This is a genomic window from Acidimicrobiia bacterium (assembly GCA_040880805.1).
Classification (GTDB): Bacteria; Actinomycetota; Acidimicrobiia; order IMCC26256; family DASPTH01; genus DASPTH01.
The window spans coordinates 45,460-61,268 of record JBBDHW010000037.1 but is presented as its reverse complement, the minus strand read 5'-3'; the positions used below and the strand labels follow the sequence as shown (position 1 = coordinate 61,268).

Annotated in this window: 16 protein-coding genes and 1 pseudogene; 10 read left to right on the top strand and 7 right to left on the bottom strand. The window is 67.8% G+C overall.

Annotated elements, in window-relative coordinates:
- The first annotated feature begins 33 nt into the window (after positions 1-33).
- The 5 genes from WD271_09590 to WD271_09570 all read left to right on the top strand — a co-directional run bounded on the left by WD271_09590 (position 34) and on the right by WD271_09570 (position 5,930).
- Positions 34-2,061, top strand: coding sequence for an ABC transporter permease (locus WD271_09590; GenBank protein MEX1008079.1), 2,028 nt, complete (start codon positions 34-36; stop codon positions 2,059-2,061).
- Entirely contained in the window at positions 2,058-2,915 is an 858-nt protein-coding gene (locus tag WD271_09585) for an ABC transporter ATP-binding protein (protein MEX1008078.1), read from the top strand. Before WD271_09590 ends, WD271_09585 begins: the two co-directional genes overlap by 4 nt.
- The gene (locus WD271_09580) at positions 2,912-3,640 is read left to right on the top strand and encodes an ABC transporter ATP-binding protein (protein ID MEX1008077.1); all 729 of its coding nucleotides are present in this window, start codon (positions 2,912-2,914) and stop codon (positions 3,638-3,640) included. The genes WD271_09585 and WD271_09580 overlap by 4 nt, the downstream gene beginning before the upstream one ends.
- Positions 3,641-3,751: 111 nt before the next feature.
- Positions 3,752-5,044: an ABC transporter substrate-binding protein gene (locus WD271_09575; protein MEX1008076.1), complete on the top strand. Its 1,293-nt coding sequence runs from the start codon at positions 3,752-3,754 to the stop codon at positions 5,042-5,044.
- A 61-nt stretch (positions 5,045-5,105) separates the two neighbouring features.
- Positions 5,106-5,930 (top strand): enoyl-CoA hydratase/isomerase family protein, encoded by an 825-nt coding sequence (locus tag WD271_09570; GenBank protein ID MEX1008075.1) that lies wholly within the window; start codon positions 5,106-5,108, stop codon positions 5,928-5,930.
- 8 nt (positions 5,931-5,938) lie between these two features.
- Here WD271_09570 and WD271_09565 read toward each other — a convergent pair whose 3' ends face one another.
- The 5 genes and pseudogenes from WD271_09565 to WD271_09545 form a co-directional block, all read right to left on the bottom strand.
- Positions 5,939-7,375: a glycosyltransferase family A protein gene (locus tag WD271_09565; protein MEX1008074.1), complete on the bottom strand. Its 1,437-nt coding sequence runs from the start codon at positions 7,373-7,375 to the stop codon at positions 5,939-5,941.
- A gap of 17 nt (positions 7,376-7,392) precedes the next feature.
- Entirely contained in the window at positions 7,393-8,454 is a 1,062-nt protein-coding gene (locus tag WD271_09560) for a serine kinase (protein MEX1008073.1), read from the bottom strand.
- A gap of 9 nt (positions 8,455-8,463) precedes the next feature.
- Entirely contained in the window at positions 8,464-8,934 is a 471-nt protein-coding gene (locus tag WD271_09555) for a PqqD family protein (GenBank protein MEX1008072.1), read from the bottom strand.
- A gap of 42 nt (positions 8,935-8,976) precedes the next feature.
- Positions 8,977-10,272, bottom strand: a complete 1,296-nt coding sequence (gene aspS / locus WD271_09550; GenBank protein MEX1008071.1) for an aspartate--tRNA(Asn) ligase — start codon at positions 10,270-10,272, stop codon at positions 8,977-8,979.
- A gap of 318 nt (positions 10,273-10,590) precedes the next feature.
- Positions 10,591-11,016, bottom strand: a pseudogene (locus WD271_09545) (Clp protease N-terminal domain-containing protein).
- Positions 11,017-11,081: 65 nt separating this feature from the next.
- Between WD271_09545 and WD271_09540 the strand changes: the two are divergent.
- The 5 genes from WD271_09540 (at position 11,082) to WD271_09520 (ending at position 13,986) form a co-directional block, all read left to right on the top strand.
- On the top strand, positions 11,082-11,645 hold the full coding sequence (locus tag WD271_09540) for a sigma-70 family RNA polymerase sigma factor (protein ID MEX1008070.1): 564 nt from the start codon (positions 11,082-11,084) through the stop codon (positions 11,643-11,645).
- Positions 11,638-12,336: a DUF4367 domain-containing protein gene (locus tag WD271_09535; protein MEX1008069.1), complete on the top strand. Its 699-nt coding sequence runs from the start codon at positions 11,638-11,640 to the stop codon at positions 12,334-12,336. The genes WD271_09540 and WD271_09535 overlap by 8 nt, the downstream gene beginning before the upstream one ends.
- A gap of 82 nt (positions 12,337-12,418) precedes the next feature.
- On the top strand, positions 12,419-13,408 hold the full coding sequence (locus tag WD271_09530; GenBank protein MEX1008068.1) for a hypothetical protein: 990 nt from the start codon (positions 12,419-12,421) through the stop codon (positions 13,406-13,408).
- 37 nt (positions 13,409-13,445) lie between these two features.
- Positions 13,446-13,844 (top strand): HEAT repeat domain-containing protein, encoded by a 399-nt coding sequence (locus tag WD271_09525; GenBank protein ID MEX1008067.1) that lies wholly within the window; start codon positions 13,446-13,448, stop codon positions 13,842-13,844.
- A 13-nt stretch (positions 13,845-13,857) separates the two neighbouring features.
- Positions 13,858-13,986 (top strand): hypothetical protein, encoded by a 129-nt coding sequence (locus WD271_09520; protein MEX1008066.1) that lies wholly within the window; start codon positions 13,858-13,860, stop codon positions 13,984-13,986.
- 3 nt (positions 13,987-13,989) lie between these two features.
- On the opposite strand, the gene WD271_09515 is transcribed toward WD271_09520, so the two are convergent.
- Both WD271_09515 and WD271_09510 read right to left on the bottom strand, forming a co-directional pair.
- Positions 13,990-14,937 (bottom strand): NAD(P)-dependent oxidoreductase, encoded by a 948-nt coding sequence (locus WD271_09515; GenBank protein MEX1008065.1) that lies wholly within the window; start codon positions 14,935-14,937, stop codon positions 13,990-13,992.
- 9 nt (positions 14,938-14,946) lie between these two features.
- Positions 14,947-15,750, bottom strand: coding sequence for a thiamine pyrophosphate-dependent enzyme (locus WD271_09510; protein MEX1008064.1), 804 nt, complete (start codon positions 15,748-15,750; stop codon positions 14,947-14,949).
- Positions 15,751-15,809: the final 59 nt, after the last annotated feature.

The window sequence follows — 15,809 nt, the reverse complement described above, 5'->3', positions numbered from 1 at the left end:
TCCGACGAGAACGTACGAAGGGGGGATTGACGCGTGCTGCAGTTCGTCATCGTTGGGCTCGTGTTGGGGAGTATCTACGCCCTGGCCGCGTCCGGCCTCGTCATCACCTACGTGTCGACCGGCGTCCTGAACTTCGCGTTCGGTTCCCTCGCCTACTTCATCGCCCGCACCTACTACTGGATGCACATCGAGAAGGGATGGGGAATCCTCCTGTCCGCCGGACTCTGTCTGTTCGTCGTGTCGCCGCTGCTCGGGCTCGCCCTCTACATGGGGATCTTCCGGTTCCTGCGCTTGTCGTCACAGCTCATCAAGGTCGTCGTCACCATCGGCCTGTTCGTGGCGGTCCCCCAGATCAGCAACATCATCTTCGGCCAGGTCGAGATCTTCTTCACGCCCGGCCTCGCCCCCGAGCCGGTCAGCTTCTACCCGTTCTTCGGCACGGTCGTCACGCTGAACCAGGTGATCACGTACTCGTGCCTGCTCGCAATCGTCGTGCTCGGCGCGCTGGTATTCCGCTACACGGAGGCGGGACTCAGCGTGCGCGCGATGGTCGACTCGGAGGCGATGACGTCGCTGTCGGGCAGTGACCCGTCGCGCATCGCGGCCGGCGTGTGGGTCATCGCGATGTTCCTGGCCGGGCTGTCGGGGATCCTGGCTGCACCCGTCATCGGCCTCGACGCCGGCAAGTTCACGCTGCTCACCGCGGCGGCGTTCGCCGCCGTCATCGCCGCGCGCCTGCGCAGTCTGCCCATCGCGGTCATCGTGGCGCTGCTCATGGGCGTGGCCAGCTCGCTCGTGCAGTACTACCTGCCAACCGACAGCCAGTTCACCGCCGCGGTCATCCCGAGCATCCCGTTCGTCTTCATCGTGATCTCACTCATTGTGAACATCGCGCGCCTGGGACGCGTCAACGAGGAAGAAGGTGTGGGCGGCGCACTCGATCGAGCGATCACACCGCACGGCGGGAGCCGGCTCGCCGCATCGGTCGACGTCGACGACCCGTTCTCGCGACTCAATTTTTTCTTCCCGATTTTCGTATTCGCGACCGTCTGCGTCGTCGGCCTGATCCTCAAGCCGTTCTGGCTCGGGCAGCTCGGCGCGGCGGCGGCGCTCGCCATCGTGTTCTTGTCGTTCACACTCGTGACCGGCGAGGGAGGCATGCTCTGGCTCTGCCAGATCGCCTTTGCCGGCGTCGGCGCGATCAGCACTGCATACGTCGCGGACGTTTGGGGCCTTCCGGTCCTGCTCGCCATCGTCATGGGCGGGCTCTCCGCGGGTGTGATCGGCCTGATCATCGGCCTCCTCACGATTCGTCTCGGCAACCTGTACATCGCGCTGGTGACGCTCACGTTCGGTCTCCTCATGGAGCGATTGGTGTTCACCCTGGACGTCTTCGCCCAGAACGGCATCGGTCGCATCGTCCCCCGGCCCGAGTTCGCGTCTTCGGATCGCGGCCTCCTGTACCTCACGCTCGCGGCGTTCGCGATCTTCGCGATCCTCATCGTCAACCTCCGACGGTCGACGACCGGAATGGCGCTCAATGCGGTGCGCTGGAGCGAGACCGCGTCGCGCACGATGGGTTTGAGCGTGCTCCAGATGAAGCTGCTGGTGTCGGGCTTGGCCGCCTTCGTTGCCGGTGTGGGCGGAGGCTTCTACGCGAGCCAACAGAAGGCGGCGGTGCCGGCGCTGTACGCGACCCTTCTGGGCCTGGCGTGGCTGGCGGTGCTCGTCACGTTCGGGGTCCGCTCCAACATCGCCGCGCTCCTCGCCGCCATCGGGTTCACGATCACGCCGGCGTTGCTCCTGAGCTACACCACCCCCACGTGGGCGCAATTGCCGGTGCTCCTCTTCGGTGTCGGCGCGATCCTGCTCGCCAAGAACCCCGAGGGCACCATCCACATGCAGGCGATGCAATTCCAGCGCACGCTCCGCCGTTTCGGTGGCGCCCGGGCAGTGCCGGCCGCCACCGAGTATGCCGGTCGGCATGATCCCCGACTACACGAATCCTCTCAGAACGACGACACGGGCCGTGATCGAGCGGCCGAAGTGAGCCAACCGTGAGCCTCACCGAAGCCGCCGACGCGACGCGCGACGTCGAGCAAGTTGCCGTGCTCGAAGCACGCGAGGTCACCGTTCGCTTCGGCGGCCTGGTCGCGTTGTCCGACGTGAGCATCAGGGTGCCACCGGCCACGATCGTCGGCCTCGTGGGACCGAACGGAGCGGGCAAGACGACGCTGTTCCATGTGATCTCCGGGCTGTTACGACCGCAGCACGGCGAGGTGTTCCTCGGCGACCGACGAATCACGAACTCCACGCCCGCCAAACGCGCGCGTCTCGGGCTCGCCCGGACCTTCCAACAACTCGAGCTGTTCATGGGTCTGACCGTCCGGGAACACGTCGTGCTGGGGTACCGGATCCGAAAGGCACGCAACCGGCTCTGGAGCGATCTGCTCACTGCAGGTGCGCTGCACCGCGAAACCAGCGAGGAGAAGGAGCGAGTCGACTATCTCGTCGAACTGCTCGGGCTCGCGAGTGTCGCCAAGACGCCCGCCGCATCGCTCCCACTGGGAACGGCGCGCCGGGTGGAGGTGGCACGGGCGCTCGCCACCGTGCCGTCGGTGGTGTTGCTCGACGAGCCGTCGTCAGGCCTGGACGGTCACGAGACAGCCCAGCTCGGCTCCGCGCTGCGCCGCGTCGTCGAAGAGGAGAAGGTCTCGATGCTCCTCGTCGAGCACGACGTCGCCATGGTGCTCGGATTGTCGAGCTTCGTGTCGGTGCTCGACTTCGGCATCTGCATCGCTCAGGGAACACCGGACAAGATCCGGAACGATCCGGCGGTGCGCAGCGCGTATCTCGGTGACGACGAGGCCATCGAAGGAACCGGCGGTGGAGTAGCCGGAGGTGCGCAGTCGTGAGCGATGCGCTCCTCTCAGTCGTTGGCCTGAGCGTCCGGTATGCATCCGTCCAGGCACTCTTCGACGTGTCGATCGACGTGCCGGAGGGTGGGGTCGTGGCGGTGCTCGGCGCCAACGGCGCGGGGAAGAGCACGTTGGCTCGCACGGTATCCGGGTTGGTGCCCGCGTTCGCGGGGACGGTCACCTTCGACGGCCAAGACATCACCAAGTGGCACCCGCACCGGATTCGCCGCGCCGGTCTCGTCCACATCCCGGAGGGTCGGGGGATCTTTCCGGGGCTGTCCGTGCAGGAGAACCTCCGCATGGCCGTGCGCAGGGTCGGGAGCACCGACGAGCGCCGATCCGCCATAGCACTCGCGTACGAACTGTTCCCCGCGCTCGGCGATCGGCGCACGCAGCGCGCCGGCACGCTCTCGGGGGGCGAGCAGCAGATGCTGGCCCTCGCCCGCGCCCTGGCGGTGCCGCCTCGGCTCATCATCGCCGACGAGATGTCGCTCGGGCTCGCCCCACTCGTCGTCGAATTCGTCTTCGAGAACATCGAACGGGCCAGCAAGAGCGGCGTCACCATCGTGCTCATCGAGCAGTTCATCCACCGTGCGCTCGCGTTGGCCAGCAGTTGCGTGATCCTGCGGCAGGGATCGGTCGCCTGGTCGGGACCCGCGGCAAACGCACGGCAGGAGGTGCTCGACCGCTATCTCGGCGAAGCCGCCGACGCCATGAGCTGAGCCGGCAGCGCCCCGCGGTGACAACCGGACGAGCTTGCGGTACGGTGCGATCAAGATTGGGCGAAGCCCAAGAGCGTGTTTTCGGACCATAGGGGGTTCCCGGTGCGTAACGTGAGAAGGCGACTGCTTACCTCGGTGGTGTTTGCCGCCCTGGTCGGTGCCCTGGCAACGTCGGGTCTCAGCAGCGCAGGTGCAGCTGCCGCTCTCGACGACGGGGTCACCGCGAAGAGCATCAAGATCGGCTACATCTTCTCGAAGACCGGCGTGGCCGGATCCACCTTCCTGAACGCCGACAAGGGCTGCCAGGCCCGCGTCGCGCGCGAGAACGCCAAGGGCGGCGTGAACGGGCGGAAGGTCGACGTGGAGTACGTCGACGACCAGTCGTCGGCAACGAACAAGACCGGCGCCCAGGACTTGGTGCAGAACAAGCACGTGTTCATGGTGGTGAACAACTCGTCCTTCGCCTTCCTGACCTACAAGTTCCTCCTCGACGCCGGCGTCCCCATGGTCAACGGTGGATACGACGGCACGTACTACGGCACAGCGGGCAACGAGAAGATCATCTCGGCGCTGGGCAACGTCATCAATGTCAACGGGGTCACCTACGACGGGCTGCCGAAGGTGATGAAGGCGATGGGCGCTTCGAAGGTCGCCGCGCTGGCCTATGGCATCTCGGCGTCGTCGACCGCGGCGGCGGAGAACCTCCAGAAGTTCGCGGTGCCCAAGGTCGGGCTCGAGGCCGTCTACACGAACACCACGGTCGACTTCGGCAGCACCGAGGTCGGTCCGCTGGTGCTCGGGATCAAGAACGCCGGGGCCGACGCGGTCTATCTGCCGATGGTTGCCTCCTCCAACATCGCCGTGGTGCAGGGCCTCGCACAGAACGGCGTGAAGATGAAGTCGACGGTGCTCGCCACGGGTTACGGGCAAGCGTTGCTCGATCAGCCGGTCGCCAAGACCTTCGGCCCGGAGGTCATCCTGGCCACCGGTTTCGCGCCGGTGGAGCTGAAGACCAAGGCTACGAAGCAGCTCCAGGCCGACCTCAAGAAGGTCGGCTTCACCGAGATTCCCGACTTCGGCGTGTACACCGGATACATCACCTGCGACCTGGCGATCAAGGGTCTCCAGAACGCCGGCAATCCGCCCACCCGGGACGCGTACGCAGCGAACCTCCGCAAGACCAAGACCTATGACCAGGCAGGCCTCTCGTGCCGGCCGATCGACATCAGCCTCGAGACCTACGGCCAGGCGTCCGACGTCGGCTGCGGTTGGTACGTGCAGGTCAAGAACGGCAAGTTCGTGCTCTTCCCACCGAAGGGCAAGCCCGCGGCCACACCGTGGCCGAGCAAGCTCATCCAGGAGTCGACCGCGGTCACCACCACGACGGCTCCACCCGCGCAGTAGCGAGACGTGCAGGGGAGCCGGCACCCAGCCGGCTCCCCCCGTCTCGGCGTAGTGTGCCGCCGTGAGCGACTTCGAAACGATCACCTACGAAGAAGACGACGGCATCGCGTGGGTCACGCTGAACCGTCCCGACGTGCTCAACGCGTTCAACCAGAAGATGCGCGACGAGCTCCAGTCCGTGTGGCGCGGGATGCGCTGGAACGACGACGTGCGGGTCGCGGTGCTCACCGGCGCCGGTGAGCGTGCGTTCTGCACGGGTATCGACCGCGAAGAGTCGCTCAACCCCGAGATCCAGCAGAAAGCCCTCGACACCGGGAAGCTCGTGGGCTACCCGACTCCATGGACCTACGACGATCCCGGGTTCGAGCTCGGGCCCAAGGCCAACGACATGTGGAAGCCGGTCATCGGTGCCGTGAACGGCATCGCGTGCGGCGGTGCGTTCTACCTGCTCGGGGAAGTGGAGTTCATCATCGCGGCCGACCACGCCACGTTCTTCGATCCGCACACGACCTTCGGGATGATCGCGGGGTACGAGCCCATCCAGATGCTGCCGAAGATGCCGTTCGGCGAGATCGCGCGGATGGCGTTGCTCGGAAGTGCGGAACGCATGTCGGCGCAGCGCGCGTACGAGGTCGGGTTGGTGTCGGAAGTCGTCCCGTCGGCCGAGCTGCACGAGCGCGTCGCGTGGGCGGCGCGCACCATCGCCGACTCCCCCGAGCTCGGCATCCAGGGGACGGTGCGGGCGCTCTGGGCGGGCGTCGAGCTGTCACGCCGACAGGCGCTCGAGGTCGCCAACTTCCTGTGCCGCATCGGCAGCGATCCTCGCGAGCTCATCAAGGGCCAGGAGCGCTTCGGCGGCGGGCGCAAGGAGTGGCGCCTGCGCTGACCTGAGGTCTACCCGGCCGAGGTTGGCGCGCCGCCGGCCCGTCGGCGGTCGAGCGCATCCTTGAGCACCTGGGCGTAGTTGCCGCGGAGATCGCGGCGGAGGATCCCCGCGTTGCGGTCGTGGATACGTCGCCGGGCCACGACGCGATCGAGCTTCACCTCCCGGACGCCCGCCTCGGTAGCCCGGGCGTACCAGTCGATGAACTCAGCGAAGACCACGTCCTCGCGGAATTTCCCCACGCGACGGAACGCGCGGGTGCGCACGACGAATGTGCTCGGCAACGCGCCGCGGCGTTCGTAGACCTGCATTCGAGCCGGCGAGGTGTCGGCGTGTTCGAGATCGGGGCTGAAGAACTCCTCGACGTAGCCGAAACACATGTCGAGCGAGTCGTCGGACCCGAGGGCGGCCACCTGGTGCTCGAGCTTGTCGGGAAGCCAGACATCGTCGGCATCGAGGAAGGCGAGTAGCTCGCCGCGCGCGCGCGCGGCCGCGAGGTTGCGCGCCGCACCCTGGCCCCGATGCGCGCTCCGAACGACGATGACGCGGCCCAGGAGTCGGTCCGGCAGGCGGACGGGCTCGTCGGACCCGTCGTCGACCACGATGATCTCGACGGGACGATGAGTCTGTGCGAGCGCACTGTCGATTGCTTCGGCGAGATACCGCGTCTCGTCGAACACCGGGATGATCACGCTGACTGTGGGCTCGCCAAGCGCGCTCCTTGGTCCCGCAGGCTGCACATCGTCGAGATCGCGCCACCCTTCGAGGCTGACGCCCTCGCGTCCCGCCGCCTTGCGTCGATCGACCGACCGCTTGAGCACCGCAGTGAGTTCGAAGTCCGAAGCGTGCTTCCCGCGCGTCATGTTGCTCCGGTGCACGCGGTAATAGAGCGTGACGTCGGGAAGGATGCGGATCTTCGCACGGAGCTCGCGGGCGCGGTAGAACCAGTCGACGTCTTCGCTGAACCGAAGCGTCGCGTCGAAGGAACCGACCCGTTCGAACGCACTTCGGCGGTAGACGCCACTCCCCAAGTGCACGTGCGTCAAGACCTTCGCGTCCGGGTCTTCGTACGGCACGTTCGGGAGCTCGACCCCGTCGGCGATGTACTGCACGCGCCCGAGAACAACGGCGAGCTCCGGATCCTGCTGCAAACGGCCGACCTGGAGATCCAGCTTGCCGTCGGGCCAGGCGTCGTCGGCGTCGCAGAACGCGAGCAGCTCACCACGCGCTTCGGCGATACCCCGGTTGCGCGCCGCCGCAGGGCCGCCATTGCCCTGCCGGAACGCGCGCACCCGACGACCGAGCTCCGCGATCACGCGGGGCGTTTCGTCGGTGGAACCGTCGTCGACCACGATGATCTCGAACGGCTCGTAATCCTGACGCTCGACGCTGGTGACCGCGTCGACGAGGTAGCGTGCGCCGTTGTACACCGGCGTGATCACGCTCACGAACGGACGCTGAGGACTCATCGCAGTTTCGCGATGAGGTCATCGACGGCGACGGGGATCTCGGAGAGCTCGGTACCCGCGTCGAGCCAGAAGCACGGGACCGCGCGAGTGAGCCGGCCCACCTTTTCGAACAGCTCGGGAGAGGCGCCCGGCAGCTGGAACATCGTGGTGGGCGCGATTGCCGCGAGCGCGTCGCGCGCGGTTGCCGGTGATGTCTGGGTGCGCGGCCGGCCCGTGACGCGCGGCAGCAAGATCGCGCGGACAGGAAAGCCGGCACGGAGCTGCTCGGGGCGGTGGTGCTGGAGGAAGAGCATCGCCTTCTGCTCACTCAGTGAGTCGGCATTCGTCACCAGGCGTTCGAGGTGCGGAAACCGATGGAGGTTCTCGGGGCGGAGCTTCGCCGTGTTGTAGAGGCTGTACACCGTGGGCTGGTCGACGTCGACGAGCACGTAGTCGTCGCCCGCGTAGAGGAGGCCGCCGTCGAGGCACGCCAGTGACGTGGTGGACTTGCCCGTGCCACCCCGTCCGGCGATCAGCACGCCACCGTCGTCGCGACCCACCGCTCCCGCGTGCATGGGCTGGAGCGAAGGTGTGGTCGTTGTCCACCAGTGGATCGCGGTGCGCAGCGGGAAGCTCGACTCCCACCACGGGATGTACCGGTAGCTCGGCGTCCAGTACACCGCGGTGGCGCGCGCAGCATCGAAGAGCTGGAGGATGTCGACGCCGGGTTGATAGACGGTGCGAGAGCACTCGTCGTTGTAGCCGACGATCTCGCCTTTCGGGCCGTAGGCGTCCGGCGCCCAGGGTGCGGGGACCATGCGCACACCGGTCGACTCGGTGTCGAACAGCTCGACGGTGAAAGCCGGCTCCTCCCGTGTTGTGCGCACGCGGAGATGTTCGAGCGCGGGAGTGATCAGCGGTACGAGGGCGTCACCGGCAAAACGCATGCGGATCACGTGACCGGCGACCCCGAGCTGCCATTCGGAGCTCCCTGCCTGTGCGGCGGCGCGCTCGAAGGACGAGCGGGCGTCGTCGAAGAACCGCTGAGCGGGGCTCGGCGAGTCAGTGTGGGAGCACACGAGATCCGTTCAACGCTCGTCGATCCGTGCCGGCCAGCCCGTCTCGTCGTAGTCGTGGATCGGATCGGCGAGCAGCAGATCCTGCATGTCGGTGTACACGGTGAGCGTGGGGTTCTCGAAGGGCACCCGGCCGTCGGCCGCCCCGGTGCGCACCTGAGCTGCGACGTCCTCGGCCGAGCTCCCATCGGCAGGTGCACCCACGGCGAGCAGCCCCTCCTCGACGAGATGCGTCGCGAAGTCGGCCACCGCGGCGCAGATGGTGCCGGGTGCCGCCTCGTACCGGGCGCCGACCACCTGTTCGGCCGCGGCGCGCGACACGCCCGAACCCAGGAGGTCGAACACCAGACCTCCGACTGGGTTCAGGCTGAAGTAGAAGCCGTTCTCGAGGTTCACGACGACGCTCTCCCCGTCGTCGAACGTCTCGCTGATGATCTCGGGTCCCGCCAGGCGGAACCTGGCAGCGGCGCCGTTGTCGCTCATCTCTCTCCTGCTGCCGTCAGTCGTGCGAGCGTACCCGAGTTGTCATGGCGTCAGGCGGTTGCGGTCCCGCGGGAACAGGGTGGTCTCGCGGACGTTCACCGCACCGGTGACGCGCGCGGTGAAGCGTTCGAGGCCGATGGCGAACCCGCCGTGCGGAGGCATCCCGTGGCGGAAGGCTTCGAGGTACCCCTCGTAGGGCGCGAGGTCCTGGCCCGCGAGCGCGGCCAGATAATCCGCAAGCCGATGCATTCGTTGACCGCCTGTCGCGAGCTCCAACCCGCGGAAGAGCAGGTCGAAGCTGTTCGAGAACGCGGGTCGGTGGGGATCGGGCTGCGTGTAGAAGGGGCGTTTCGCCATCGGATAGCCGCTGACGTACAGGAAGTCGGAGCCTTGCTCGCGCGCCGCCCACTCCCCCAGCCAGCGCTCGTGCGCAGGAGCGAGGTCCGGCTCGCCGATGATCGACTCTCCGGTCGCGCGTTCGATCATCGTTTGCGCTTCGGTGAAGTCGACCACCGGGATGTGCGCGGGAACGACCGGCAACACGAGTTCGAGGTCGACGACCACGCCGGCCGCGCGCTCGCGCATCGCTTCGACCATGCCCGCGAGCGCGTCGCGCAGCACGCGCATGACGTCGTGGTGATCAGTTATGAATCCGAGCTCGGCGTCGAGCGACACATACTCGGCGAGGTGCCGAACGGTGTCGTGTGGCTCGGCGCGGAACACCGGCGCGACCTCGTACACGCGCTCGAACACGCCGACCATGATCTGCTTGTAGAACTGCGGGCTCTGCGCAAGGAACGCGGGGCGTCCGAACCAGTCGACCGGGAACACGTTCGCGCCGCTCTCGGTTGCCGCAGCAACGACCTTGGGCGTGTGCACCTCGACGAAGCTCGCCGCGTCGAGCGTGGCGCGAAAGCCGCCCACCGACGTGGCCGCGAGCGCGAACGCGGCGCGCCGGCGCGGGTGACGGAGCGACACCGCAGCATGGTCGAGGATCGTCGGGAGCTGGGCGTGGATCTCGCGACGCCGAAGCTCGAACGGTGGCGCGATGTCAGGCTCGACCAGTACGTCGATCGACGGGTCGTGGAGCTCCACGCCCGCCGGTGCCTGCTCCGAGCCCACGACCGTGCCTTCCACCTGGATCACCGTCTCGGGCAGCAGCGCCGCGAGCTGCTCACGCGCGCCCTCGTCGACGACAACGACCTGCGCCACACCCTTGCCGTCGCGCAGCAACACGAAGCTGACGTGCGCGAGCGCACGCTGATGGTGTAGCCACCCGGCGAGTCGCACGCGCTCGCCGACGTGGCGCGCGAGTTCGACACTGAAGATCCGGCTCATCGTTGGCACCTTCTTTCGGGACACCTTGGCGCATTCGCACGACACCCTGGTCGTGCGGGCGGGAGGGCAATCCCGCGGTGCCACCGCACTTCACCGCCCGACTCGCGGTCGTGCGGCCTCATTGGTGCTCGCAGCTCGGGAGTGTCGTTCACGAGGGCCCGAAGCCACCTTCCCAGCTACCGGTGGCTCTCTCTCACTCGGGCGGTCTCGCTACTCGTCTCCGTCGTCGCCGTTCTCTTCAATGTGTGGGTCCTCAATGTGTGGGTCCTCAGTGTACGGATCTTCCTCGCTCGCGGTCGCGGCAGTTTCGTGGACGCCCAGCAGCCCGATGACGGTCTGCCGCACGCGCGAGAGATCGGCACCGAGCTTCACGAGCACCTGTGGGGCGACGCCCTCCCCCTCACGCATCACCCCGAGGAGGATGTGCTCGGTGCCGATGTAGTTGTGCCCCAGCTGGAGCGCCTCACGCAGCGAGAGCTCGAGCACCTTCTTCGCGCGCGGCGTGAAGACGATCGGACCCGGGGGCGCCTGATCGCCGCGCCCGATGATCTCCTCGACCTCGGTGCGGACCGCCTCGAGTGAGATATCGAGCGACTCGAGCGCCTGGGCCGCGATTCCCTCACCCTCGTGGACCAGGCCCAGGAGGATGTGCTCGGTCCCGATGTAGTTGTGGGCGAGCAGGCGCGCCTCTTCCTGCGCCAGCACGACCACGCGGCGGGCCCGATCCGTGAATAACTCGAACACGGCCGCGAGCGTACGACGCTCCGCGCGGCGGAACCAGGGGGCCGTTCGCGGTGTAGGAACAGGGAATGGAGCCGGCGACCGGGGCTTCCGGGGACGGCGAGCTCGTGACCCGCGCGCGGCGCGGGGATCTCGGCGCGTTCGAAGAGCTCGTGCGCCGACACGAGGCCACCGCCATCCGCGTGGCCTCGGTGGTGTGCGGGTCGGCCGGCGCCGAAGACGCCGTACAGGAAGGATTCATCCGTGCATTCCGCTCGCTGGGTCGGTTCGACGCCGCGCGCCCGTTCCTGCCCTGGCTGCTCCGCATCGTCGTGAACGGCGCGAAGAACCGCGTGCGCGCCGAGCAGCGCCACCTCCAGTTGACGCTGCGCGCACGGGCCGCGGACACCGCCGACGACGCCGGGCCCGCCGCGGTCATGGCCGAGGAGCGGCGCCTCGCGCTCGCGCAGGCGGTCGCCCGTCTGCCGGCGCGCGACCGCGTGATGATCGCGTGCCGCTGGTTCGAGGACATGAGCGAGCGCGAGATCGCCGCCACGCTGGCGATCAGGCCAGGAACCGTGAAGTCGCGACTGTCGCGGGCGATGGCGCGGCTCCGCGCCGAGCTCGAGGAGCTGGAGGTGGCACGTGACTGAGTGGAGCTCCGACGTCGAGCTGGGCCCGGCATTGATCGATCTCGGCGCGCACGTCGCGGTGCCCGAGCACTCGCTCTGGCCGCGGGTGCGCGCCCAGCTCGAGGAGAACCACGCGCCCCGCGCGGTATGGCCGCTCTGGGTCGTGGTCGCAGCCGTGATCGCGGTGATCGCGATCTCGGTCGTGAGCATCGCACCCGCGCGCCACGCGGTTGCCGACCTCCTCGGGATCGGCGCGACCCAGGTGCAGCACGTCGACCGCCTCCCCCACACGGAGGCAACCCGCCCGTTGCCGTCGAACGGCGACCGCGCCCGGCTGGCGGAACAGCTCGCGCAGGCTCATCTGTTCGAACCCGACACCGTGCTGGCTGGGGAGCCAGTCGGCTGGCTCATCGCCCCGTTGGGCGAGACGGTCGTCGCGTACGAGCACGTGGTGCTGTCGCAGCGCGAGCTTGCCGGAGCCGGACCCTCGATCAAGCGCTACGCGGGCGGAGCAAACGTACAGTTCGTGCAGGTCGGGCAACTGCCCGCGGTCTACGTCAGCGGCGAACACACGCGCACGATCGACGGTCACACGTTCCGGTCCGGTAACTCCTTGATCTGGGACAACGACGGCGTCGAGCTCCGCCTCGAAGGCGACCTGCCGCTCGACGAGATGCTGTCCGTCGCCCGCTCCGTGACCCGGGGAGGGTAGGGCAAGGGTCCGCGGAACCGACCCGGGCCGAGCGGGGTATCTGGTCGAGACGACGTCGGCCAGTGGAGATGTGGAGGTTGCCATGCGCGGACGCGCCCTGCGGTTGACAATGCTGGTCGGTGTGCTCTGGGGCCTCGTGACGGTCGTCGCCGGACCCGCGGGCGCGAAGGCCGTCGACACGCTGACGTCGCGCGATGGCATCGCGTTCCGATCGATCACGGTCGACGACCAGACCCGCCTCGAGCGGGTCTCGCACGATCCCCAGCTCGTCGCCACGCTCGACGAACCGCTCACGCTGCGATTGGTCGAGCCCGGCGGTCAGCGGGTGGTGCTCGGTAGTCCGTTGCCGAAGGGCGCCGACACCTACCACCCCGGCGGGCGCGCGTCGACGCACCTCGTCGTCGTGGACGTCACGACCGGAGCGACGCGCGCATACGACCTGAACCGGAACGTGGAGCCGGAAGCGTTCGGCGTGGGCTCACCGACGCTCTTCGTGATCGACCACCATCCGGCGCGCAACCCCACGTACTACAGAGTGGCGTCGATGAGCCTCGAGACGGGACAGTTCTCGAAGCTGGCCGGGCCGGACAAGTCCTCGCTCGAGGACATGGTCGGAACCGCCCGGCAGCAGGTCTACGCGTCGTCGGGCCGTCAGCTCTACACGCTGTACGCCCAGCCGAAGGACGCCGACCTCGCCGCCAGCTCCAAGGTCCCGAGTGAGTCCTTCGTGCACGTGCTCGACCTCGGCGGAAACTGGGCCTACTGCGTGGATCTCCCCGAGTCGTTCGGTCGGGGCTCGGCCCGGAGTGCCGGCATCGCGCTCGATCCGAGTGGCAACACGCTCTACGTCGCCGACGCCCGCGCCCGGAAACTCGCCGCCCTCGACACGAGACGCCTGGAGCAGAACGCCTTGATCAACAATGAACCCCCGATCACCGTGGTCGCGCTCCCCCGCTCGGTCACGCGGCACAGCGCAATCGCGCTCACCACGACGGCGACCGGCGTGTCCATCACGGCAGGCAGCGCCCATTTCACCTACGACCCTGCGACCGCCGCGTGGATCAATTCCTGATCCGCGCGGAACGGAGCGTGCGGTACCGTGTCCGGTCGTGGGGAAGTACGACGGAGTAAGGGCGCGCACGGGCTATGGCATCGTCGGACGCGACGCACCGCGTCCCACCGACTCCCAACTCGACGAGTTGCTCCTACTCAGCCACGATCACGATCCCAAGGCGCGCCGAGTCGCGCTCAAGAACCTCTGTCCGTGTCGTGTGCAACGGCGGCGCGACGAGGTCTGGGAACGGATCTTCGAGCTCGCGCACGACGACGACCCGGGCGTTCGCTACGACGCGATCCACGCGATGGTCGACGGCTCTCCGCGCGCGCTCGCGCCGCGCGTCTACGACGCGCTCGAGGTCGCGCGGAACGATGCTGATCGCAAAGTCCGGCGGTTCGCGCGCATCCTCGGAGCGCGCCAACGCCGCACTGGAAGGGTCAACGTCGACTGAGTATCGTCCGCGGATGGACGTCACGCCTGACCGGAACCTCGCCGTCGAGCTCGTACGCGCACGCTCGGGAACGGTCCGCCGCGTGAGCGGTGAGCACACGTTCGACAAGCTCGAACGCTTCACAGGACGCCAGTATCGCTAGCCCTCAGTAGCCGGCTTCCACATCGACGATGCCCTCCAACGGCTCGCCGGCGCGGTAGCGCCGCACGTTCGCCGCGAAGAGGTCGAGCGTCGGGCCGAGCGTGTCGGGTGCGCTCCACGACACGTGCGCACTCAGCCGAACCTTCGGGTGTGCATAGAGCGCGTGGCCTTCGGGCAGCGGCTCCGGATCGACGGTGTCGAGCGATGCGCACGCGACCCGGCCGTCGTCGAGCGCGGCGATCAGCGCGTCCTGGTCGACGAGCGAGCCGCGCGCGATGTTCACGAGGTGCGCTCCCGGCTTGATGACGGCGAGCGCGTCGGCGTCGATCATGTGGTACGTGTCGGGTGTCGCCGGCGCCGCGATCACCACGTGATCCGACTGTGCCAGGAGCGCTTCGAGCGTCGCGCACAGCTCGATCTCGGGAAGATCGTGCGCGACCTGGCGCCGACGGTACGCGACAACGCGCATGTCGAACGCGAGCGCGCGTCGTGCCACCTCCGTGCCGATCGCACCGACTCCGACAAGACCGACGGTCTTCCCCGAGAGCAGGTCGAGGTTGGCGATGTTCCATCGCTCCGGCGGCTCCGTGCGCCACGTATCCGGGAACCGCTTGACGAAGGCCAGCATCGACGCCAGCACGAACTCGGCGATCGCCACCGCATTCGCCCCGCGCGAGCAGGTGAACGTGCGATCACCGATGACGTCGAGCGGGAACCCGTCGACGCCCGTGCTGAAGGCGTGGAGCCAGCGCACGTTCGGTGCCGCCGACTGCTCGAGCGTCGCGCGGTCGCGCGAGAGCACCAGCAGGATGTCGGCGTCGCGGGCACGCTCGTCGTCGATGGCAACCACCACTTCGCCGTCGCCGAGCACTTCCTGGACCTGCGGCACCAAACCGCCACCCGGAAGGTTCACGACGACCGTCGCCCGCCGCCCCCCGTCTCCGTCGCTCATGGAGGCGTTCTACCTCAGAGCGACGTCCTTGAGCACACCGACCGTGTGCACCGACCCGAGGTGCTCCGCGAGGTAGCCGGGTGACTCCTGGGTCTCGATGAACCAGCCGGTTGGGCACATCGTGAGGATCTCCACGAACGAGAACCCCTCCCCCGCGAGCTGGGACTCGAACGCGCGGAGGAGCATCCTTTTGGTACGCGCGACGTTGCCCGCGTTGTTCACTGCGCCCCGCGCGACGTACGCCGCACCTTCGAGCTGCGCGATGAGGTTGCTGAGCATGATGGGATAGCCGTGGGCCTCGGCCTCGCGGCCGTCGAGGGTGTTCTTCGTGCGTTGGCCGAGCACGGTGGTGGCGGTCATGTGGCCGCCCGTCTCGCCGAACACGCCGTTGTTCAACATGATGCAGGTGATGCGCTCACCGCGTGCCGCCGCGTGAAGCACCTCTTGCAGTCCTTCGTTCACCATGTCGCCGTCACCCTGCACCGTAAACACAACTGTGTTCGGCTTGGCGCGCTTCGCGCCGGTTGCCAGCGACGGCGCTCGGCCATGGAGCGCCTGCAGCACTTCGACGTCGAGATTGTTCGAGAACGCGGTGTAGCAACCGATCCCGAAGACTGCGATCGTGCGTTGGATCACGTCGAGCTCCGCGATTGCCTCGAGTGCCGAGCGCATCGCGACCGGTTCGCCACAGCCCGGGCAGAGCTGGTGCTCGCCGACATCGAGGAGCAATGGTGTGAAGTCGTCGACGAGCCGCGCCGGCTCCGACGGCGGCACGCTCGTGGGGACGACCACGTGACCTTCTCTTCGTTCCATCAGGCTCTTCGTTCCATCAGGCTCTTCGTTCCATCAGGCTCTTCGTTCCATCAGGCTCT